The organism is Mycobacterium hippophais (genome assembly GCF_027529605.1).
GTDB classification, from domain to species: domain Bacteria; phylum Actinomycetota; class Actinomycetes; order Mycobacteriales; family Mycobacteriaceae; genus Mycobacterium; species Mycobacterium arseniciresistens.
This window is the reverse complement of record NZ_JAPZPY010000001.1, coordinates 943,967-962,893: the sequence shown is the minus strand read 5'-3', so window position 1 is coordinate 962,893 and position 18,927 is coordinate 943,967. Positions and strand designations below refer to the sequence as shown.

The 18,927-nt window shown below is 69.7% G+C and carries 18 protein-coding genes; 10 read left to right on the top strand and 8 right to left on the bottom strand.

Translation table 11 applies throughout. The features are described 5' to 3' along the window. Positions 1-9: 9 nt before the first annotated feature. The 4 genes from hsaA to hsaB are packed head-to-tail and all read left to right on the top strand — an operon-like array spanning position 10 to position 3,585. Positions 10-1,194, top strand: a complete 1,185-nt coding sequence (hsaA, locus tag O6P37_RS04830; RefSeq protein ID WP_269892967.1) for a 3-hydroxy-9,10-secoandrosta-1,3,5(10)-triene-9,17-dione monooxygenase oxygenase subunit — start codon at positions 10-12, stop codon at positions 1,192-1,194. Further along, complete coding sequence (hsaD, locus tag O6P37_RS04825) at positions 1,195-2,085, top strand: 4,5:9,10-diseco-3-hydroxy-5,9,17-trioxoandrosta-1(10),2-diene-4-oate hydrolase (protein WP_269892966.1); 891 nt, start codon at positions 1,195-1,197, stop codon at positions 2,083-2,085. Further along, positions 2,082-2,990, top strand: coding sequence for an iron-dependent extradiol dioxygenase HsaC (gene hsaC / locus O6P37_RS04820; RefSeq protein ID WP_269892965.1), 909 nt, complete (start codon positions 2,082-2,084; stop codon positions 2,988-2,990). Before hsaD ends, hsaC begins: the two co-directional genes overlap by 4 nt. Before the next feature lie 28 nt (positions 2,991-3,018). Beyond that, on the top strand, positions 3,019-3,585 hold the full coding sequence (hsaB, locus tag O6P37_RS04815; protein ID WP_269892964.1) for a 3-hydroxy-9,10-secoandrosta-1,3,5(10)-triene-9,17-dione monooxygenase reductase subunit: 567 nt from the start codon (positions 3,019-3,021) through the stop codon (positions 3,583-3,585). A gap of 9 nt (positions 3,586-3,594) precedes the next feature. On the opposite strand, the gene O6P37_RS04810 is transcribed toward hsaB, so the two are convergent. Further along, complete coding sequence (locus O6P37_RS04810; RefSeq protein ID WP_269892963.1) at positions 3,595-4,353, bottom strand: alpha/beta fold hydrolase; 759 nt, start codon at positions 4,351-4,353, stop codon at positions 3,595-3,597. Positions 4,354-4,395: 42 nt separating this feature from the next. Further along, on the bottom strand, positions 4,396-5,346 hold the full coding sequence (locus tag O6P37_RS04805; RefSeq protein WP_269893172.1) for a LysR family transcriptional regulator: 951 nt from the start codon (positions 5,344-5,346) through the stop codon (positions 4,396-4,398). Between the two features lie 94 nt (positions 5,347-5,440). Between O6P37_RS04805 and O6P37_RS04800 the strand changes: the two genes are divergently transcribed. The 3 genes from O6P37_RS04800 to O6P37_RS04790 are packed head-to-tail and all read left to right on the top strand — an operon-like array spanning position 5,441 to position 9,518. Continuing rightward, positions 5,441-6,826 (top strand): MFS transporter, encoded by a 1,386-nt coding sequence (locus O6P37_RS04800; protein ID WP_269892962.1) that lies wholly within the window; start codon positions 5,441-5,443, stop codon positions 6,824-6,826. Next, positions 6,823-7,569: a 3-hydroxybutyrate dehydrogenase gene (locus O6P37_RS04795; RefSeq protein ID WP_269892961.1), complete on the top strand. Its 747-nt coding sequence runs from the start codon at positions 6,823-6,825 to the stop codon at positions 7,567-7,569. Before O6P37_RS04800 ends, O6P37_RS04795 begins: the two co-directional genes overlap by 4 nt. Then, on the top strand, positions 7,566-9,518 hold the full coding sequence (locus O6P37_RS04790) for an acetoacetate--CoA ligase (RefSeq protein ID WP_269892960.1): 1,953 nt from the start codon (positions 7,566-7,568) through the stop codon (positions 9,516-9,518). Before O6P37_RS04795 ends, O6P37_RS04790 begins: the two co-directional genes overlap by 4 nt. Here O6P37_RS04790 and O6P37_RS04785 read toward each other — a convergent pair. Beyond that, the gene (locus tag O6P37_RS04785) at positions 9,515-10,681 is read right to left on the bottom strand and encodes a pyridoxal phosphate-dependent aminotransferase (RefSeq protein ID WP_269892959.1); all 1,167 of its coding nucleotides are present in this window, start codon (positions 10,679-10,681) and stop codon (positions 9,515-9,517) included. The two genes, O6P37_RS04790 and O6P37_RS04785, sit on opposite strands and share 4 nt — an antisense overlap. A 9-nt stretch (positions 10,682-10,690) precedes the next feature. Further along, positions 10,691-11,185 carry a MarR family winged helix-turn-helix transcriptional regulator gene (locus O6P37_RS04780; RefSeq protein ID WP_269892958.1) on the bottom strand — a complete coding sequence of 165 codons (495 nt, stop codon included), beginning with the start codon at positions 11,183-11,185 and terminating at the stop codon, positions 10,691-10,693. A gap of 126 nt (positions 11,186-11,311) precedes the next feature. On the opposite strand from O6P37_RS04780, the gene O6P37_RS04775 reads away from it, so the two are divergent. Continuing rightward, the gene (locus tag O6P37_RS04775) at positions 11,312-12,247 is read left to right on the top strand and encodes an NADP-dependent oxidoreductase (protein WP_269892957.1); all 936 of its coding nucleotides are present in this window, start codon (positions 11,312-11,314) and stop codon (positions 12,245-12,247) included. Between the two features lie 55 nt (positions 12,248-12,302). Here the strand turns inward: O6P37_RS04775 and ipdE2 are convergent, their stop codons facing one another. From ipdE2 to fadD3, 4 genes are read right to left on the bottom strand one after another with little or no spacing between them, the layout of a single operon-like run. Next, positions 12,303-13,244, bottom strand: a complete 942-nt coding sequence (gene ipdE2 / locus O6P37_RS04770; RefSeq protein ID WP_269892956.1) for an acyl-CoA dehydrogenase IpdE2 — start codon at positions 13,242-13,244, stop codon at positions 12,303-12,305. Further along, entirely contained in the window at positions 13,241-14,200 is a 960-nt protein-coding gene (locus O6P37_RS04765; protein ID WP_269892955.1) for an acyl-CoA dehydrogenase family protein, read from the bottom strand. The genes ipdE2 and O6P37_RS04765 overlap by 4 nt, the downstream gene beginning before the upstream one ends. Beyond that, the gene (locus tag O6P37_RS04760) at positions 14,197-15,342 is read right to left on the bottom strand and encodes an acyl-CoA dehydrogenase family protein (protein ID WP_269892954.1); all 1,146 of its coding nucleotides are present in this window, start codon (positions 15,340-15,342) and stop codon (positions 14,197-14,199) included. The genes O6P37_RS04765 and O6P37_RS04760 overlap by 4 nt, the downstream gene beginning before the upstream one ends. Continuing rightward, positions 15,343-16,908, bottom strand: a complete 1,566-nt coding sequence (gene fadD3 / locus O6P37_RS04755) for a 3-((3aS,4S,7aS)-7a-methyl-1,5-dioxo-octahydro-1H-inden-4-yl)propanoate--CoA ligase FadD3 (protein ID WP_269892953.1) — start codon at positions 16,906-16,908, stop codon at positions 15,343-15,345. Positions 16,909-16,955: 47 nt separating this feature from the next. Between fadD3 and ipdE1 the strand changes: the two genes are divergently transcribed. Together ipdE1 and ipdF are read left to right on the top strand one after the other, a co-directional pair. After that, on the top strand, positions 16,956-18,107 hold the full coding sequence (ipdE1, locus tag O6P37_RS04750) for an acyl-CoA dehydrogenase IpdE1 (protein WP_269892952.1): 1,152 nt from the start codon (positions 16,956-16,958) through the stop codon (positions 18,105-18,107). Continuing rightward, positions 18,104-18,892, top strand: a complete 789-nt coding sequence (gene ipdF, locus O6P37_RS04745) for a (5R,7aS)-5-hydroxy-7a-methyl-1-oxo-2,3,5,6,7,7a-hexahydro-1H-indene-carboxyl-CoA reductase (protein ID WP_269892951.1) — start codon at positions 18,104-18,106, stop codon at positions 18,890-18,892. The genes ipdE1 and ipdF overlap by 4 nt, the downstream gene beginning before the upstream one ends. Positions 18,893-18,927 lie beyond the last annotated feature (35 nt).

The window sequence follows — 18,927 nt, the reverse complement described above, 5'->3', positions numbered from 1 at the left end:
GGCACTCCAGTGACGTCCATTGAACAGCGTGACGTGCAGTCGGTCCTAGCCGGCATCGACGATCTGCTGCCGCTGATCGCCAAGCGCGCCCAATCCGCCGAGGAATTACGGCGCCTCCCCGACGAGACGATCAACGAACTCGACGAGGTCGGCTTCTTCAAGCTGCTGCAACCCGAGCAGTGGGGCGGCCTGCAGTGCGACCCGACCGCCTTCTACGAGGCCGTCCGGCGGATCGCCAGCGCATGCGGATCCACCGGCTGGGTGAGCTCGATCATCGGCGTGCACAACTGGCATCTGGCGCTGTTCGACCAGCAGGCCCAGGACGAGGTGTGGGGCAGCGACCCGACCGTTCGGGTGTCCTCGTCGTACGCCCCGATGGGTGCGGGCACCGTGGTCGACGGCGGCTACCTGGTCAGCGGTGCGTGGCAGTGGTCGTCCGGATGTGACCATGCCACCTGGGCGTTCCTCGGCGGCCCGGTGATCAAGGACGGCAGGCCGGTCGACTTCGGCAGCTTCCTGATCCCGCGCAGCGACTACCGCATCGACGACGTCTGGAATGTGGTGGGGCTCAAGGGCACCGGCAGCAACACCGTCGTGGTCAAGGACGTCTTCGTCCCGCGTCACCGGTTCCTGTCGTATCGGGCGATGAACGACGGCACCGCGGGCGGCTACGAGAACAACACCGCGCCGGTCTACAAGATGCCGTGGGGCACCATGCATCCCACCACGATCAGCGCGCCCATCATGGGAATGGCCTACGGCGCCTACGACGCGCACGTCGAGCATCAGGGCAAACGCGTGCGTGCGGCGTTCGCGGGCGAGAAGTCCAAGGACGACCCGTTCGCCAAGATCCGCATCGCCGAGGCCGCCAGCGACATCGACGCCGGCTGGCGTCAGCTGATCGGCAACGTCCGCGACGAGTACCAGCTGCTGCAGGCCGGCCAGGACATCCCGTTCGAGCTGCGCGCCAGGGCCCGCCGCGACCAGGTGCGCGCCACCGCCCGCGCCATCGCGTCGATCGACCTGCTCTTCGAGGCGTCGGGCGCCACCGCGCTCAATCTCGACCAGCCCGTCCAGCGATTCTGGCGCGACGCACACGCCGGCCGAGTGCACGCCGCCAATGAGCCCGAGCGTGCCTACCTGATCTTCGGCAACGACGCATTCGGGCTGCCGCCGCAGGACACGATGGTCTAAATGACGTCGTACATCAAACAGGTCGAGACGCAGGCCGAGGTCACCTTCGAGTCGACGTCGCGGTACGCGCAGGTGGCCGACGACATGAAGCTGCACTACCACGAGGCGGGCGTCGGCAACGGCGAGACGATCGTGCTGCTGCACGGCGGCGGACCCGGCGCGTCGAGCTGGTCGAACTTCGGCCGCAACATCGCGGTGCTGGCCAGGCACTTCCACGTCCTGGCCGTCGACCAGCCGGGCTACGGCCACTCGAGCAAGCACACCGAGCACGAGCAGTACAACCGCTACAGCGCCAACGCGCTGCTCGGTCTGTTCGACCACCTCGGCATCGAACGCGCAGCGCTGGTGGGCAACTCGCTCGGCGGCGGCACCGCCGTGCGCTTCGCGCTGGACAATCCGAAGCGGGCGGGCCGGCTGGTGCTGATGGGGCCCGGGGGTCTGAGCGTCAACCTGTTCGCCCCCGATCCCACCGAGGGCGTCAAGCTCCTGGGCCGCTTCACCGCGGACCCCACCCGCGAGAACATGGAGCGCTTCCTGCGAATCATGGTCTTCGATCAGAAGATGGTGACGCCGGAGCTGGTCGACGAGCGGTTCGAGATCGCGAGCCAGCCGGAGTCGCTGGCCGCCGCCCGGGCGATGGGGAAGTCGTTCGCCGGGGCGGACTTCGAGCTCGGCATGATGTGGCGCGAGGTGTACAAGCTGCGGCAGCCGGTCCTGCTGATCTGGGGCCGGGAGGACCGGGTCAATCCGCTCGACGGCGCCCTGGTGGCGCTCAAGCAGATCCCCCGGGTGCAGCTGCACGTCTTCGGGCAGTGCGGCCACTGGGCCCAGCTGGAGAAGTTCGACGAATTCAACAAGCTCACCATCGACTTCCTGGGAGGTACACGATGAGCATCCGTTCTCTGGGGTACCTGCGCATCGAGAGCGCCGACGTCGGCGCCTGGCGCGAGTACGCGTTGAAGGTGCTCGGCATGGTCGAGGGCAAGGGCCCCACCGAGGGCGCGCTCTACCTGCGGATGGACGAGTTCCCGGCCCGCATGGTGATCGTGCCCGGTGACCGTGACCGGCTGCTGTCGTCGGGTTGGGAGACCGCGAACGCCGCTGCGCTGCAGGACATCCGCAACCGTCTCGACATCGAGGGGACGCCGTACAAGGAGGCCACGGCCGCCGAACTCGCCGACCGTCGCGTCGACGAGATGATCGTCTTCGACGACCCGTCGGGCAACACCATCGAGGTGTTCCACGGCGTTGCTCTCGAGCATCGCCGTGTCGTGAGCCCGTACGGCCACAAGTTCGTCACCGAGGAGCAAGGGCTCGGCCACGTGGTGCTGACCACCCGCGACGACGCCGAGACGCTGCACTTCTACCGCGATGTGCTCGGCTTCCATCTGCGCGACTCGATGCGACTGCCACCGCAGCTGGTCGGCCGTCCCGCTGACGGCGCGCCGGCGTGGCTGCGGTTCCTCGGGGTGAACCCGCGGCATCACAGCCTGGCGTTCATGCCCGGCGAGACCCCAAGCGGCATCGTGCATCTGATGGTCGAGGTCGAGAACGCCGACGACGTGGGCCTGTGCCTGGACCGGGCGCTGCGGCGCAAGGTCAAGATGTCGGCGACCCTGGGGCGGCACGTCAACGACAAGATGCTCTCGTTCTACATGAAGACCCCCGGCGGCTTCGATGTCGAGTTCGGTTGCGAGGGACTCGAAGTGGAGGATGACGCCACGTGGATCGCTCGCGAGAGCACCGCGGTCAGTCTGTGGGGGCACGACTTCAGCGTCGGCTTCAAGTCGCGATGAGCGTCCGCGCGAAGAGCCGAGGACACTGATGGCCGCCGAGCCCATCGACCCGCGCACATTCCGGCATGTGCTCGGCCAGTTCTGCACCGGCATCACGATCATCACGACGGTGCACGACGACGAGCCGATCGGCTTCGCGTGCCAGTCCTTCGCGGCGCTGTCGCTCGACCCGCCGCTGGTGCTGTTCTGCCCCACGAAGGTGTCGCGGTCGTGGCAGGCGATCGAGGCGAGCGGCAAGTTCTGCGTCAATGTGCTGCACGAGAAGCAGAAGGACGTCTCGGCGCGGTTCGGGTCCAAGGCTCCGGACAAGTTCGCCGGGATCGACTGGCGGCTCTCGAAGCTCGGCTCGCCGGTGATCGACGGCACGCTCGCGCACATCGACTGCACGGTGGCCTCGGTGCACGACGGTGGCGATCACTTCGTGGTGTTCGGCGCGGTGCACTCGCTGTCCGAGGTGCCGAAGAAGAAGCCGCGGCCGCTGCTGTTCTACCGCGGCGAGTACACCGGCATCGAGCCCGATAAGAACTCGCCGGCGCAGTGGCGCGACGACCTCGAGGCCTTCCTCACCGCCACCACCCCCGACACCTGGCTGTAGCGCACTCAATCAGAGCTGCGCGTCGATGAACTCGACGATCACCGCCGCCACCTCGCGATGCACGGTCTCGTTGAGGATGTCGTGGCGACCCGGGAACTCCTGCAGCTGTAGCCGATCGATCTGTTCGGCATACGCCCGGACCGCGCCGATCGAGGCGATCGGATCGGCGGTGCCGTGCACGGCCAGCGTCGGCACCTCGAGGCCTGGGAGGTCCGCTCCGAATCTGTCCCAGCCGCGGTCGAGTTCGCGGGCCAGCGCTGTGGTGTCGGCGTCGACGAACGCGAGCGGATCGTTCTCCAGCGTATCCAGATAGAACGGGTCGGCCGACAGCCAATCTGGGTCCAGCTGCACGGACGTGTCCGCATCGAGCAGTTCGGCGACGGGCACGAGCGGTGCGCCCGAGATCACCGCGGCGGCCGCACGGGCGTCACCGCCCAGCAGGCGGAACAGGGTGACGATCGCGCCGAACGAGTGGCCCTGCGCGATCACCGGCACACCGGCCTCGGCGGCCAGTGCGGTCAGCGAATCGGCGAGGGCCGAGCTGTCCTCGATCGAGCCGAAGTCACCACGGTCGCCCGGGCTCAGGCCGTGACCGAACTGATCGACCGCCCACAGATCGATGCCCGCGGCATTCAGGGCGAAGCCGTAGCGGTGGTAGACGCCGGTGTGCTCGCCGAAGCCGTGCAGGAAGACGACGGCCGCCCGGGGCTCGTCAGCGGCCCAGTGCCGGTAGTACGCGCGGCCGCGATCGTGGTCGAGGAAGGGCATGGCTGACTGCACCACGCTTGGCGGCGTGGAGGCAAGGGTCGGTCAGCCCGAACCCAGCAGCACGTCGCGCTGCTCGGTGACCCGGGCCCGGATCGCGCTCACCACGGCCGAGACCTCGGGCCGGCGCATCGTCTCCGCCCGCGTCACCAGCCAGTAGCTCAGCCGGACGGCGACGGCGTCGGGCAGCACCCGCACCAGGTCGTCGTGGCGGTCGGCCATGAAACACGGCAGCAGTCCGAGCCCGGCGGCCGCCCGGGTCGCCTCGACGTGCACGAACACGTTGGTCGACGTCACCGACTCGCGCATCGCCGGAGCGAAACTGGTGGCCACGTCAAGGTCGTCGACCTGGAGCATCGAGTCGATGAAGTAGACCAGCGGATAGTCGGTCAGCGCGTCGATGCCGCGGGGCGTCCCATGCTCGGCCAGATAGGAGCGCGCGCCGTACAGCCCGAGACAGTAGTCGCCGAGCCGGATCGCCTCGGCCCGGTGCACCTGCGGCTCACCGACGACGACCTCGATGTCCAGGCCCGACCGCTGCTGGGTGGCCCGCCGGGTGGCCGCGACGATCTCCACCGCCACCCGCGGATGGCGCCGCTGCACCTGGGCCGCCGCGGGCGCGGCGATGTAGGCGCTGAAGCCGTCGGTCGCCGACAGGCGCACCACGCCCTCGAGGGCCCGCTCGCCACCGGGGTCGGCGTCGAGTGAGCGCACCGCCGTCTCGACCGCCTCGGCCGCGGACAGCGCGGCCCTGCCCAGGTCGGTGAGTTCCCAGCCGCCTGCCACCCGGGTGAGCACCCGCCCGCCCATCGATTGTTCGAGTGCGGCGATCCGCCGCGAGATGGTGGTGTGGTTGAGCCCGAGTTCCTCCGCCGCGGTGGTGTAGCGGCCGGACCGTCCGACGGCCAGCAGCACCAGCAGGTCGTCTGCGCTGGGGCGTCGGCCGGGGACGTTCACGTCTGCAGTTTTGCAGATCGAAGCTGCGAATTTGACCATTGCGGCGCGGTCGAGGTGCATGAATACTCACCTGCAGAGTGCGGTCGGTCACATTGCGGCCTCCATATGTCCTGCGTCATGAACGGAGCGTGCGATGAGCGTGCAGGAACCGGCACAGCCGGACACCACTACTCCGAGCTCGATCACCCAAGGGCTCAAACGCGTCGTCGTGGCGTCGATGGCCGGCACGGTCGTCGAGTGGTACGAGTTCTTCCTCTACGGCACCGCCGCGACGCTGGTGTTCAATAAGATCTTCTTCTCCGAGACCACCAGTGAGCTGAACGCGATCTTCCTGGCGTTCGCGACCTACGCGGTCGGGTTCGTGGCGCGGCCGGTCGGCGGCGTGGTGTTCGGCCACTTCGGCGACAAGTACGGCCGCAAGAAACTGTTGCAGTTCAGCCTGATCCTGGTCGGCGCGGCGACCTTCCTGATGGGCTGCCTGCCGACGTACGGGCAGATCGGTTACTGGGCGCCGGGGCTGTTGGTGACGCTGCGGTTCATCCAGGGCTTCGCGGTCGGCGGTGAATGGGGCGGTGCGGTGCTGCTGGTCGCCGAGCACAGCCCCAACCGCCAGCGTGGATTCTGGGCCAGCTGGCCGCAGGCCGGTGTGCCGGTCGGCAACCTGTTGGCCACGGTGGTGCTGCTGGTGCTCACCACCACGCTGCCGGACTCCGCATTCCTGTCGTGGGGCTGGCGCGTGGCGTTCTGGCTGTCGGCCGTCGTGGTGCTGGTCGGCTACTACATCAGGACCAAGGTCACCGACGCCCCGATCTTCCTCGCCGCCCAGCAGGAGGTGGAGCGGGTGAAGGCCACCTCGTTCGGCGTGCTCGAGGTGCTGAAGCGTTACCCGCGTGGCGTTTTCACCGCGATGGGCCTGCGCTTCGGCGAGAACATCATGTACTACCTGGTGGTCACGTTCTCCATCACCTACCTCAAGACCCAGGTGGGAGCGGATACCACGTCCATCCTCTGGTACCTGCTGGTGGCGCACATGGTGCACTTCGCGGTGGTGCCGCTCGTCGGCTGGTTGTCCGACCGGTACGGCCGCAGGCCGGTGTACATGGTCGGCGCGATCACGGGCGCCACCTGGGGGTTCTTCGCCTTCCCGATGATGAACAGCGCGAACTACGTGGTCGTCACGGCGGCCGTCACCATCGGCCTGGTGTTCCATGCGCTGATGTACGCTCCGCAGCCGGCGATCATGGCCGAGATGTTCCCGACGCGGATGCGGTATTCCGGTGTGTCACTGGGCTATCAAGTCACCTCGATCGTCGCGGGTTCGCTCGCGCCGCTGATCGCGGTCAAGCTGCTCGACATCTACGACTCCTCGGTGCCGGTCGCCATCTATCTCGCCGCGGCGTGCGCCGTCACCCTGGTCGCGGTGTTCTACACGAGGGAGACCCGGGGCATCGATCTCGAGTCCCTCGACGAGGCCGACCGCGCGGACCTCGCCCGGGAAGCCGAGGCCGCCCGCCCATGACGGATCTCGACGGGCGCAGCGCCCTGGTCACCGGCGGCGCGAGCGGCATCGGCGCGGCCTGCGCACGGGAACTCGCAGCGAGGGGCGCGACGGTCACCGTCGCCGACCTCGACGACGTCGCCGCGAAGGCAGTCGCCGACGAGATCGGCGGAAAGGCCTGGGCGGTGGACCTTTCCGATGTCACCGCACTCGAGGATCTGACCCTCGACGTCGACATCCTGGTCAACAACGCCGGTGTGCAGCACGTCAGCCCGATCACCGACTTCCCGCCCGAGAAGTTCCGCTTCATCCTGGCACTCATGGTGGAGGCGCCGTTCCTGCTGATCCGCGCGGCGCTGCCGCACATGTACGAGCGGGGATTCGGGCGGATCGTCAACATCTCCTCGGTGCACGGCCTTCGGGCGTCGGAGTTCAAATCGGCCTACGTCACCGCCAAGCACGCGCTCGAGGGACTGTCGAAGGTGACGGCGCTTGAGGGTGGCCCGCGCGGGGTGACCAGCAACTGCGTCGACCCCGGGTATGTGCGCACGCCACTGGTCACCAAACAGATAGCCGATCAGTCCAAGGCGCACGGCATCGCCGAGGATGAGGTGGTGACACAGATACTCCTCAAGGAGGCCGCGATCAAACGGCTCGTCGAACCCGCCGAGGTGGCCTCGCTGGTGGGTTGGCTCACCGGCCCGCAGGCCGGCATGGTCACCGGCGCCTCGTACACGATGGACGGCGGGTGGAGCGCACGATGACCGACGTCTCCGATGCGGTCGAACCGCAGTGGGTGCCCACCGACCGGGACGTCGCCGAGTCCGCCATCACCGACTTCGCCGGGTTCGTCGCCGCCCGCACGGGACGCGACATGCCCGACTACCAGACGCTGTGGCAGTGGTCGGTCGACGATCTGGCCGGCTTCTGGTCTGCGTTGTGGGAGTACTTCGAGCTGGGCGACGCACCGGCCCAGGTGCTCGCCGACGACGACATGCCCGGGGCCCAATGGTTCGCCGGCACCCGCTGCAACTACGTCGACCAGGTCAGGCGGCAGGCGCGCGGCGACCGCACCGCCGTCATCTACGTCGGCGAGGACGGCAACGGCACCGAGATGTCGTGGGACGAACTCCTGGGTCGCGCTGCAGCGTTCGCGCAGACGCTGCGCGACCTCGGTGTGGGTCCGGGCGACCGCGTCGCGGGGTATCTGCCGAACGTCCCCGAGGCCGTGGTGGCATTCCTGGCGACCGCGGCCATCGGCGCCGTCTGGAGCGCCTGCGGCCAGGACTACACCGCACGGGCCGCGCTCGACCGCCTCGGCCAGCTCGAGCCGACCGTGCTGGTCGCCGCCGACGGCTACCGGTTCAACGGCAAGGTGCACGACAAACGCGACGAGATCAGCGCGCTGCGCGCCGGGCTGCCGACGTGCAAGGCCGCCGTCCTGGTGTCGCGCCTGGGTCTCGACGCCCCCGACGACTGGCTGGACTGGGCCGCCGTCAGCGCTCCCGGCGACGCCGAGCTGAGCACCGAGCAGGTCGAGTTCGGCCACCCGCTGTGGGTGCTGTACTCCTCGGGCACCACCGGCCTGCCGAAGGGCATCGTGCACGGGCACGGCGGAGTTCTGGTGGAGCACCTGAAAGCCGTTGCGCTGCAGTCCGACATCGGCGCCGACGACGTGTTCTTCTGGTACACCAGCCCGAGCTGGATGATGTGGAACTACCAGGTGGCGGGCCTGCTCGTGGGGGCGACCGTCATCTGCTACGACGGCAGCCCCACCTGCCCGACACCCGACGCGCTGTGGAAGGTCGCGGCCCGCTTCGGCGTCACTGTGCTCGGCACCAGCCCCGGTTACGTGCTGGCCTGCGCCAAGGCCGGGGCGGTGCCTCGGCGGGACCACGACCTCTCGGCGCTCAAGACGGTCGGCATCACCGGATCGTCGCTGCCCGCGTCGTCGTCGATGTGGTTGCACGACAACGTCGGTGAGCACGTGCAGGTGTCGTCGATCAGTGGCGGCACCGACGTGGTGTCGGCCTTCGCCGGCGGGGTCCGCACGGTGCCCGTGTGGCCGGGGGAGCTGTCGGCACCGTTCCTCGGTGTCGCGCTCGACGCCTGGGACGAATCCGGTCAGCCCGTCCGCGGCGAGGTCGGCGAGCTCGTCATCACCAAGCCGATGCCGTCGATGCCGGTGTCGTTCTGGAACGACGACGACGGAAGCCGCTACCGCGACGCCTATTTCGAGATGTACCCGGGGGTGTGGCGGCACGGCGACTGGATCACGCGCACCGAGCGGGGCAGCATCGTGGTGCACGGCCGCTCGGATTCCACCCTCAACCGGCACGGGATCCGGATGGGCAGCGCGGACATCTACCAGGCCGTCGAGGGGCTGCCGGAGATCGCCGAGGCGCTGGTGATCGGCGTCGAACAATCCGACGGCGGCTACTGGATGCCGCTGTTCGTCACCCTCGCCGACGGCGGTGAACTGACCGACGAACTACGCGCCACGATCAAAGACACCATCCGGGCCGACGTCTCACCGCGCCACGTGCCGGACCAGATCGTGCTCGCACCCGGCATCCCGCACACCCGCACCGGCAAGAAGCTCGAGGTGCCGGTCAAGAAGCTGTTGCAGGGCGCCGATCCGGCGAAGGTGGTCAACCCGAGCGCGGTCGACGACCCGGCGCTGCTGCAGTGGTACGCGCAGCAGAAGCCCTAGCGTTCGGCCAGCCACGGCCCGATCCGGTGCAGCGCCTCAGTGATGTCGCCGGTGGGCCCGGCGAACGAGAGCCGGACGAACGAGCCGCCGTGCACGGTGTCGAAGTCGATTCCCGGTGCGATGGCGACGCCGGTGTCCGCCAACAGCTTCGAACAGAACGACATCGAGTCGGTGGTGTGGTCGGACACGTCGGCGTAGACGTAGAACGCGCCGTCGGTGGGTGCGACCCGGTCGACGCCGATCTGCCGCAGGCCGTCGAGCAGCAGCCGCCGGTTGTCCGCGTAGTGCCGCAGCAGGCCGTCGGACTCCGCGATCGATCCCGGGGTGAAGGCGGCGACGGCCGCGTGCTGGGCCAGCGCGGGCGGGCAGATGGTGAAGTTGCCCGTCAGCCGGTCGACCGCGCGCCGGAGTTCCTCGGGCACCAGCAGCCAGCCGAGCCGCCATCCCGTCATCGCGAAGTACTTCGAGAAGCTGTTGACCACAACGGCATCCCGAGACGTCTGCCACGCGCAGCTGGTGGCGGGGGCGCCGTCGTACACCAGGCCGTGGTACACCTCGTCGCTGATCAGCCGCACACCTGAGGCGGCGCACCACGAGGCGATGGCCGCGAGTTCGTCAGGGGCGATCACCGTTCCGGTGGGGTTGGCGGGGCTGGCCACGATGACGCCCTGCACCGGCGGATCGAGTGCGGCGAGCTGGCCGGCGGTGGGCTGGAACCGGGTGTCCGGCCCGCACGGGATCTCGACCACCTCGCAGCCCAGCGCCGAGAGGATGTTGCGGTAGCAGGGGTAGCCGGGGCTGGCGATCGCCACCCGGTCGCCGACGTCGAAGCACGCCAGGAACGTCAGCAGGAAGCCGCCCGACGAGCCGGTGGTGATCACCACGTCGTCGGGCTGCACGTCAAGGCCGTAGCGGTCGTCGTAGCGCTGCGCGATCGCGGCCCGCAGTTCCGGGATGCCCAGTGCGACGGTGTACCCGAGCTGATTGCCCTGCAGTGCGGCCACGGCCGCCTCGCGCACCGCCGTCGGTGCGCCGGCGCTTGGCTGACCCGCCGACAGGTTCACCAGGTCGCCGTGCGAGCGCTGCCGTTGCGCGGCGGCCAGCCAGACGTCCATCACGTAGAACGGCGGGATGCCTGCCCTCAGTGCCACCCGGTCACTCATTGCGTCAGGCTACTGAAGCGCGTTGTGCTGCTTGCGCGAGGCGGCCGAGCGGGGCGGCCGGTCGCGCATGTGGTCGCGGACCCGGCTCATCAGGTCGCCGAGGGTCTGCACGTCGGAGTCGGAGAGCGCGCCGTAGAGCAGGTCGCGTACCACCTCGATGTGGCCGGGCAGGACCTTCTCCACCCGGCTCCGGCCCGCCCGGGTGATGTCGACGACCGTCGCCCGCTGGTCGCGCGGGCTCGCGGTGCGGGTGATGAGCCCCGCCTTCTCCAGCAGGCCGGCCTGATGGGTGAGGCCACTGCGGCTGTAGACCACGCCGTCGGCCAGCTCGGTCATGGTGAGTGGCCGGTCGGCGTCGGCCAGCGTGGCCAGCACCTCGAACTGCACGTAGCTCAGGTCGCCTTCGGCCTGCAGCTGCTGCCGCACGGCGTACTGCAGCAGGCTCACCGCCTCGGTGAGTGCGAAGTACGTCCGCATCTGTGCGGGTCCGAGGGCTTCGGCCATGTCGCGAGCATAGTGCTTCGAGCTCGAAACAATCAGATCCTGCGGTTCGGGAATGCTTCGCGTTCGAAGCAAGTTGCACCGGATGTAACTGCTTCGATATCGAAGCAACCAGCTGAGGAGGACATCATGAAGGCTGCGATCTACCACCGGTACGGCGACAGCGGAGTGCTGCGCTACGAGGACGTCCAGCGGCCGACGCCGGGCGCAGGCGAGGTTCTCGTGAAGGTCGCCGCGACCTCGTTCAACCCGGTCGACGCGGGCATCCGGGGCGGCTACCTGTCCGGGGTGTACGCGATCGCGTTCCCGCACACGCCGGGCATCGACGTCGCGGGCACGGTCGCCGAACTCGGCGACGGGGTGGACGGCTGGCAGCTCGACGACGCCGTCGTGGGCATGCTTGCACTCGATGCCGACGGAGCCGCCGCGGAGTACGTCGTCGCACCGGCCGAGGCGCTGACCGCCGCGCCACACTCGGTCGCCCTGGCCGACGCCGCCGCCCTGCCGACGGTCGGGCTGACGGCCTGGCAGGCGCTGTTCGACATCGCCGGGCTGACGGCGGGCCAGACGATCCTGATCAACGGCGCGGGCGGCGCGGTCGGCGGGTACGCCGTCCAGCTCGCCAAGCGCGCCGGGGCGGTCGTCACCGCGACCGCATCCGCGCGCAGCGCGAGTCGGCTGCGCCGCTACGGCGTCGACCGGCTGATCGACCACGTCGACTACGCGGCAACGCCGTTCGCCGTCGACGGGCAGCCGTTCGACGTCGTGCTCAACCTGGTGAGCACCTCGCCGGAGGAGACAGCGGCGCTGGTCGGCGTCATCGCGGACGGTGGCTTCCACGTCGGCACCATGACGTCGGGGGAGGAGAACTCCCGGGTGCGCACGCAGCGGGTCTTCGTCCGCAGCGACGTCGCGCAACTCGCCGGCCTCGTCGGTCGCGTCGACGCCGGCGAACTGCACATCGACGTCGCCGATCGCCGCCCGCTGGCCGAGGTCGCCGCGGTGCACGAAGAATCCGACGCCGGGCGGCTGACCGGCAAGACCATCCTCACCCCCGTCGCATAGTGATTTCGGCGCGGAAACGCTCGCTCAGCGAACGTGTCCGCGCCCGAAATCGCCGCTAGAGGACCTGGGACTCGAGGCGACGCAGGTGTTCGCGCGGCGGGCCGAGCAGCTGGGCGCTGCCGTGGGCGCGCTTGAAGTACAGCTGGATGTCGTGCTCCCAGGTGATCGCGATGCCGCCGTGCAGCTGGATCGCCTCTCCCGCCACCGCGCTGAACGCCTCGCTCGCGGTGAACCGGGCCAGCGCCGCGGACGTGGGCGACGGCGCGGCGATCGCCTCGGTCACCACGGCCCGCGCCGACTGCACCAGCACGTAGAGGTCGGCCATCCGGTGCTTGAGCGCCTGGAAACTGCCGATCGGCCTGCCGAACTGCACCCGGTCCTTGGTGTAGGCGACCGTCAGCTCGAGACACTGCGCCGCGGCGCCGATCTGCTCGGCGGCCAGCAGCAGCGCGGCGATATCGGCCAGCCCCGGATCGGCCCCGAGGACCGCGTCGGCCCGGCCCTGCACCCGCGCCAGGCGCCGCGTCGGGTCCATCGGCACGTGCGCCTCCGCGGACACGTCGGCCCAGCGCACCAGCCGGTCGCCGTCCACGGCGACCACCACGTCGGCGACGTCGCCGTTGACCACGTACTCCGGATCGAACACCACCGCGCCGATGCGGGTTCCTTCGGCCAGCCCCTCGAGGGCATCGGTGTCCGGCTCGTCGGCGGCGAGCAGCGCCAGCTCGGCCAGGGTCGTGCCCAGCAGCGGCGTCGGCACCAGTGCCCGGCCCAGCTCCTCGATCACCACCGCCGCGTCGGCCAGTTCACCGCCGGCGCCGCCGAGCTCCTCGGGCACCACGAGCGCGGCCGCACCGACCTGCTCGCACAGCAGCTTCCACAGCGACTCGTCGTAACCGCGGTCGGACGCCATCGCCTCGCGCACCGCGGCGGGGGAGGCGTGCTTGTCGACCAGTGCGGCGACGGTGTCGCGCAGCAGTTCCCGCTCTTCAGTCATTTCGCCAACTCCTCCAGCACGCGCCTGCGGTGCCACGCCGGGTCACCCCACGCCGAGCGCAGCGCCTGCACCCGCAGCAGCCACAGCGACAGGTCGTGTTCGTGGGTGAAGCCGATCGCCCCGTGGGTCTGCAGCGCCGATCGGGCGGCCAGCAGCGCGGCGTCGGATGCGGCGGCCTTGGCGGCGCTGACGTCGCGGGCGGTGTCCGCGGATCCGTCGGCGAGCGACAGAGCCGCACCGTAGACGAGCGGGCGAGCCAGTTCGACGGCGATGAGCACGTCGGCCAGCTTGTGCTTGATCGCCTGGTACGAACCGATCGCACGGCCGAACTGGTGACGCTGCTTGGCGTACTCCACCGACTGGTCGAGCATCGCCTGGCCTGCGCCGACCAGCTGGGCGGCGGTGGCCAGCGCGCCGAATTCATAGGCGCGGGCGACGTCGGCGGCGCGGGTCTCACCGGAGGCATTGACGTCGAACAGCTTTCGCGCCGGGTCCACCGACTCGTGCGGTCCGCCGGCGGAGCCGTCACGCACACCACCGTCGTCGGCGAGCAGTACCAGACCCGCGGTGTCGGCGTCGACGGCCCGCGGCACCTGAGGCGGCAGGGCGACGGTCGCGATCAGCTCACCGGACGCCAGCGCGGCGCTGCGCTCGTCACCGGCCAGCAGCACCGGCGCCACCGCGATCGACTCCGTGACCGGCCCCGGCACGCACCAGCGGCCAAGCCGCTCGGCGGCCACCACGAGGTCGACCGGGTGGGCGTCGATGCCGTCGAACTCCTCGGCGACCAGCAGCGCCGTGACGCCGAGGTCAGCCAGCTGCGCCCACACCTTGCGGCCGGGTCCGGCATCACCGGCAGCCCAGGCACGCACCGCACCCGGCACGTCGGCCGCCCCGAGCGCCGCGTCGATGCTGGCGGCGAAATCGCGCTGCTGTTCGTCGATCTCGAAGTTCATTTGGCCTGCCCTTTCGGCTCGCGGGGCAGACCCAGCAGCCGCTCGGCGATGATGTTGCGCTGGATCTCGTTGGTACCCGCGTAGATCGGCCCGCCGAGCGCGAACAGCAGTCCGTCGGTCCAGGAGCCTGCGAGTTCGGCGTCGGCGCCGCGCAGGTCGAGCGCGGTCTGATGCAGCTCGACATCGAGGTCGGACCAGAACACCTTCGTCACCGACGATTCCGCGCCCAGCTCGCCGCCACCGGCGACGCGGGTCACGGTGCCGAAGGTGTGCAGCCGGTAGGCCTGCGCCTTGATCCAGGCGTCGGCCACCCGGTCGGCCATCGCCGAAGGGCGCCCACGCTCAGTCCATTCCGAGACCAGTCGTTCGGCCGGCGCCAGGAACCGCGCCGGGCTGCGCAGCGACATGCCACGTTCATTGCTCGACGTGCTCATCGCGGCCCGCCAGCCGTCGTTGACCTCACCGATCACGTCGGCGTCGGGCACGAACACGTCGTCGAGGAAGATCTCGCCGAACCCGGTGTCGCCGCCGAGCTGGACGATCGGCCGAACGGTGACGCCGTCGGCCTTCAGGTCGAACATCACGTAGGTGAGGCCCTTGTGGCGCTGCGCCTCCGGGTCGGAACGGAACAGCCCGAACGCCCGGTCGCCGAACGGCGCCCGGGAACTCCAGATCTTCTGACCGTTGAGCAGCCAGCCGCCGTCGGTACGGGTCGCCGTCGAGCGCAGTGAGGCCAGGTCGCTGCCCGACTCCGGCTCCGACCAGGCCTGCGCCCAGATCTCTTCCCCACTGGCCATTTTCGGCAGGATGCGGTCCAGCTGTTCGGCGGTGCCGTGCGCGAAAAGTGTCGGCGCCAGCATCGAGGTGCCGTTCGCGCTGGCCCGCCCCGGCGCACCGGCGCGGAAGTACTCCTCCTCGTACACCACCCACTGCAGCAGCGAGGCGTCCCTGCCGCCGTACTTCGCCGGCCAGGTGATCACCGAGAGGCCGGCGTCGAACAGCACCTGGTCCCACTGCCGGTGCTGGGCGAAACCCTCGGCGTTGTCGTAGGACGTCGTCGGGAACGAATCGCGGTTCGCCGCGAGGAACTCGCGCACCTCCGCGCGGAAGTCCTCGGCGGACTCGTCGAATGTCAGGTCCATTCAGGCTTCTTCCTTCTCGGACATCGCTCGAAGCGCAGGCTTGACCACCTTGCCCCCGGGATTGCGGGGCAGCGCGTCGAGGAACACCACCGATCGTGGTGTCTTGAAGTTGGCGAGATGCTCACGCGCGTGGGCGATCACGGTCTGCGCATCGAGGGACGAGCCGGGCAGGGCGACGACGAACGCCTTGCCGACCTCGCCGAGCCGCTCGTCGGGCACCCCGATCACCGCCGACTCCGCCACCCCGTCGAGGCGCGCCAGCACCTGTTCGATCTCGGCGGGGTAGACGTTGAACCCGCCGCAGATGTACATGTCCTTGAGCCGGTCGGTGATCCGCAGGTTGCCCGCCGCGTCGACGGTGCCGACGTCGCCGGTGTGCAGCCAGCCGTCGGCGTCGATCGCCGCCGCGGTCGCCTCGGGGTCGTCGAGGTAGCCGAGCATCACGTTGGGCCCCCGCAGCAGCACCTCGCCCTCGGGGCCCTCGCCGTCGATGCGCAGTTCGAAGTCGGCGATCGGCCGCCCGCAGGTGGTGGCGACGGTGACCGCGTCGTCGTCCGGCCGGCACATGGTGCCGAAGCCGGCGGCCTCGGTGAGCCCGTAGCCGGTGAGCACGATGTCGATGTCGAGTTCGGCCTGCATGCGCTCGATCAGCACCACCGGCACGACGGCCGCGCCGGTGACCGCGAACCGCAGCGAGCTCAGGTCGTGCTCGGCCCGGCGGGGGTGGTCCAGCAGCGACTGGTAGATCGTCGGCGGTCCGGGCAGCACGGTCACGCGGTGCTCCGCGACGGCGGCCATCGCCCGCTCGGGGTCGAACGTCAGCTGCGGGATCAGTGTGGCGCCGGTCTGCAGGCAGGCCAGGATGCCTGCCTTGTAGCCGAAGTTGTGGAAGAACGGGTTGATGCAGAGGTAGCGGTCTTCGCTGGTGAGCTCGCCGCACGCGGCCCACGCGGCGGGTGCGTCGAGGGACTGCCGGTGGGCGCACAGCGCGCCCTTGCTGCGGCCTGTGGTGCCCGAGGTGAACAGGATGTCGGACACGTCGTCGGGCCGCACCGCGGCGGCGCGGGCGTCCACGGCCGCGAGGTCGGTTCCGCGGGCGACGAAGTCGTCCCAGGTGCCGTCGGCCTTGTCGACGGGCACCCGCACGATGTGCCGCAGCGCGGGCAGATCGGCACCGTCCAGGGATGCCGCCTTGTCGGCGCCGAGGAACTCCCCTGAGGCGAACAGCAGCGGTGCGCCGGTGCGGCCGAGGACGTCGGCGGCCTCGCTGGCGGTGTAGCGGGTGTTGAGCGGCACGAGGACGCCGCCGGCGTAATGGGTGGCCAGGCAGGCCACCACCCAGTGCCAGGTGTTGGGGGACCAAATGGCGACGCGGTCACCGGATGCGACGCCGAGGTCGATCATGGCGGCGGCAGCGCGGCGGACGTCGTCCCGCAACTGGGCGTAGGTGATCCGCCGGTCGTCGGTGACCAGCGCGTCGTGGTCGGCGAACTGGTCGGCGATCCGGTCGAGGACCTGGGGAATGGTCCTGCCGTCGGACCGGTCTTGCCCGCCGGGCGTCGTCATCGATGCTCCTCTAACAAAGCAAGTGCTTGGTAGGTTAGCCTACAGGGGTGATAGAGGTCCAGGAGTTCCGGGCCGAGGTCCGGCAGTGGCTCAGCGACAATCTGGTCGGTGACTTCGCCGCGCTCAAAGGCCTCGGGGGGCCCGGCCGCGAGCACGAGGCCTTCGAGGAGCGGCTGGCGTGGAACCGCCGTCTCGCCGAGGCCGGCCTGACGTGCCTTGGCTGGCCGGAGGAGCACGGCGGCCGCGGCCTGACGGTGGCGCACCGGGTGGCGTTCTATGAGGAGTACGCGATCGCCAACGCGCCTGCCAAGGTCAACCACCTCGGCGAGGAACTGCTCGGCCCGACGCTGATCGCGTACGGCACCCCCGAGCAGCAGCAGCGCTTCCTGCCCAGGATCCTCGACGTCACCGAACTGTGGTCGCAGGGCTATTCGGAGCCGGGCGCGGGCAGCGATCTGGCCAACGTGTCGACCACGGCAGAACTCGACGGCGACCAGTGGGTGATCAACGGCCAGAAGGTGTGGACGTCGCTGGCGCACTGGGCGCAGTGGTGCTTCGTCATCGCCCGCACCGAGAGGGGCTCCAAGCGCCACGCCGGCCTGTCCTACCTGCTGGTGCCGCTTGACCAGCCCGGCGTCGAGATCCGGCCGATCATCCAGCTGACCGGTGACTCCGAGTTCAACGAGGTGTTCTTCGACGACGCCCGCACCGACGCCTCGATGGTGGTCGGCGAGCCGGGCGACGGCTGGCGGGTGGCGATGGGCACGCTGACGTTCGAGCGCGGCGTCTCGACGCTCGGCCAGCAGATCGAATACGCCCGCGAGTTGTCCGCGCTGGCCGAGGTGGCCAAGCGCACCGGCGCCGCCGACGACCCGCTGATCCGCGAGCGGCTGACCCGCGCATGGGTGGGTCTGCGCACCATGCGGTCGTTCGCGCTGGCGACCATGGACGTCGAGCAGCCCGGACAGGATTCCGTCTCGAAGTTGTTGTGGGCCAACTGGCATCGCGACCTCGGCGAGCTGGCGATGGACATCGTCGGCGGCGAGGGTCTGACGCTGCCCGGCGGCGATTTCGACGAGTGGCAGCGGCTGTACTTGTTCTCCCGCTCGGACACCATCTACGGCGGGTCGAACGAGATCCAGCGCAACATCATCGCCGAGCGGGTGCTCGGCCTACCGCGGGAGCCAAAGGGAACATGACGCTGACCGAAGCGCCGAAGGAGATCGACGGGCACGGACTTCTGACAGGCAGGGTGGTCGTGGTCACCGCCGCGGCGGGCACCGGCATCGGTTCGGCGGTCGCCCGCCGGGCACTGGCTGAGGGCGCCGACGTGGTGGTCTCCGACTACCACGAACGCCGGCTGGGGGAGACGCGCGACGAGCTCGCGGCGCTCGGGCTCGGCCGCGTCGACGCGGTGGTGTGCGACGTGACGTCGACCGCGGCCGTCGATGCGCTGATCAGCACGGTCGTCCACAAGATGGGCCGCCTCGACGTCCTGGTCAACAACGCCGGGCTGGGCGGTCAGACGCCGGTGGTCGACATGGACGACGACGAATGGGACCGCGTGCTGAACGTGACCCTGACCTCGGTCATGCGAGCCACCCGCGCGGCGCTGCGGTACTTCCGCGACGCCCCGCACGGCGGCGTCATCGTCAACAACGCCAGCGTGCTCGGCTGGCGCGCCCAGCACTCGCAGTCGCACTACGCCGCGGCCAAGGCCGGGGTGATGGCACTGACCCGTTGCAGCGCAATCGAAGCCGTCGAGTACGGCGTGCGCATCAACGCGGTGTCGCCGAGCATCGCGCGGCACAAGTTCCTGGAGAAGACCAGCTCCTCGGAGCTGCTGGACCGGCTGGCGGGCGGCGAGGCCTTCGGCCGGGCCGCCGAACCGTGGGAGGTCGCGGCCACCATCGCGTTCCTCGCCAGCGACTACTCCAGTTACCTGACCGGCGAGGTCATCTCGGTGTCCAGCCAGCGCGCCTAGCAAGCTTCTCCACCGAATCTTCACATTCGCTGCCG

Excerpts from the sequence above, each read along its gene's own strand:
- hsaD (WP_269892966.1), top strand. The coding sequence starts at position 1,195 with ATGACGTCGTACATCAAACAGGTCGAGACGCAGGCCGAGGTCACCTTC.
- hsaC (WP_269892965.1), top strand. The coding sequence starts at position 2,082 with ATGAGCATCCGTTCTCTGGGGTACCTGCGCATCGAGAGCGCCGACGTC.
- hsaB (WP_269892964.1), top strand. The coding sequence starts at position 3,019 with ATGGCCGCCGAGCCCATCGACCCGCGCACATTCCGGCATGTGCTCGGC.
- O6P37_RS04810 (WP_269892963.1), bottom strand. The coding sequence starts at position 4,353 with ATGCCCTTCCTCGACCACGATCGCGGCCGCGCGTACTACCGGCACTGG.
- O6P37_RS04805 (WP_269893172.1), bottom strand. The coding sequence starts at position 5,346 with ATGGTCAAATTCGCAGCTTCGATCTGCAAAACTGCAGACGTGAACGTC.
- O6P37_RS04800 (WP_269892962.1), top strand. The coding sequence starts at position 5,441 with ATGAGCGTGCAGGAACCGGCACAGCCGGACACCACTACTCCGAGCTCG.
- O6P37_RS04795 (WP_269892961.1), top strand. The coding sequence starts at position 6,823 with ATGACGGATCTCGACGGGCGCAGCGCCCTGGTCACCGGCGGCGCGAGC.
- O6P37_RS04790 (WP_269892960.1), top strand. The coding sequence starts at position 7,566 with ATGACCGACGTCTCCGATGCGGTCGAACCGCAGTGGGTGCCCACCGAC.
- O6P37_RS04785 (WP_269892959.1), bottom strand. The coding sequence starts at position 10,681 with ATGAGTGACCGGGTGGCACTGAGGGCAGGCATCCCGCCGTTCTACGTG.
- O6P37_RS04780 (WP_269892958.1), bottom strand. The coding sequence starts at position 11,185 with ATGGCCGAAGCCCTCGGACCCGCACAGATGCGGACGTACTTCGCACTC.
- O6P37_RS04775 (WP_269892957.1), top strand. The coding sequence starts at position 11,312 with ATGAAGGCTGCGATCTACCACCGGTACGGCGACAGCGGAGTGCTGCGC.
- ipdE2 (WP_269892956.1), bottom strand. The coding sequence starts at position 13,244 with ATGACTGAAGAGCGGGAACTGCTGCGCGACACCGTCGCCGCACTGGTC.
- O6P37_RS04765 (WP_269892955.1), bottom strand. The coding sequence starts at position 14,200 with ATGAACTTCGAGATCGACGAACAGCAGCGCGATTTCGCCGCCAGCATC.
- O6P37_RS04760 (WP_269892954.1), bottom strand. The coding sequence starts at position 15,342 with ATGGACCTGACATTCGACGAGTCCGCCGAGGACTTCCGCGCGGAGGTG.
- fadD3 (WP_269892953.1), bottom strand. The coding sequence starts at position 16,908 with ATGACGACGCCCGGCGGGCAAGACCGGTCCGACGGCAGGACCATTCCC.
- ipdF (WP_269892951.1), top strand. The coding sequence starts at position 18,104 with ATGACGCTGACCGAAGCGCCGAAGGAGATCGACGGGCACGGACTTCTG.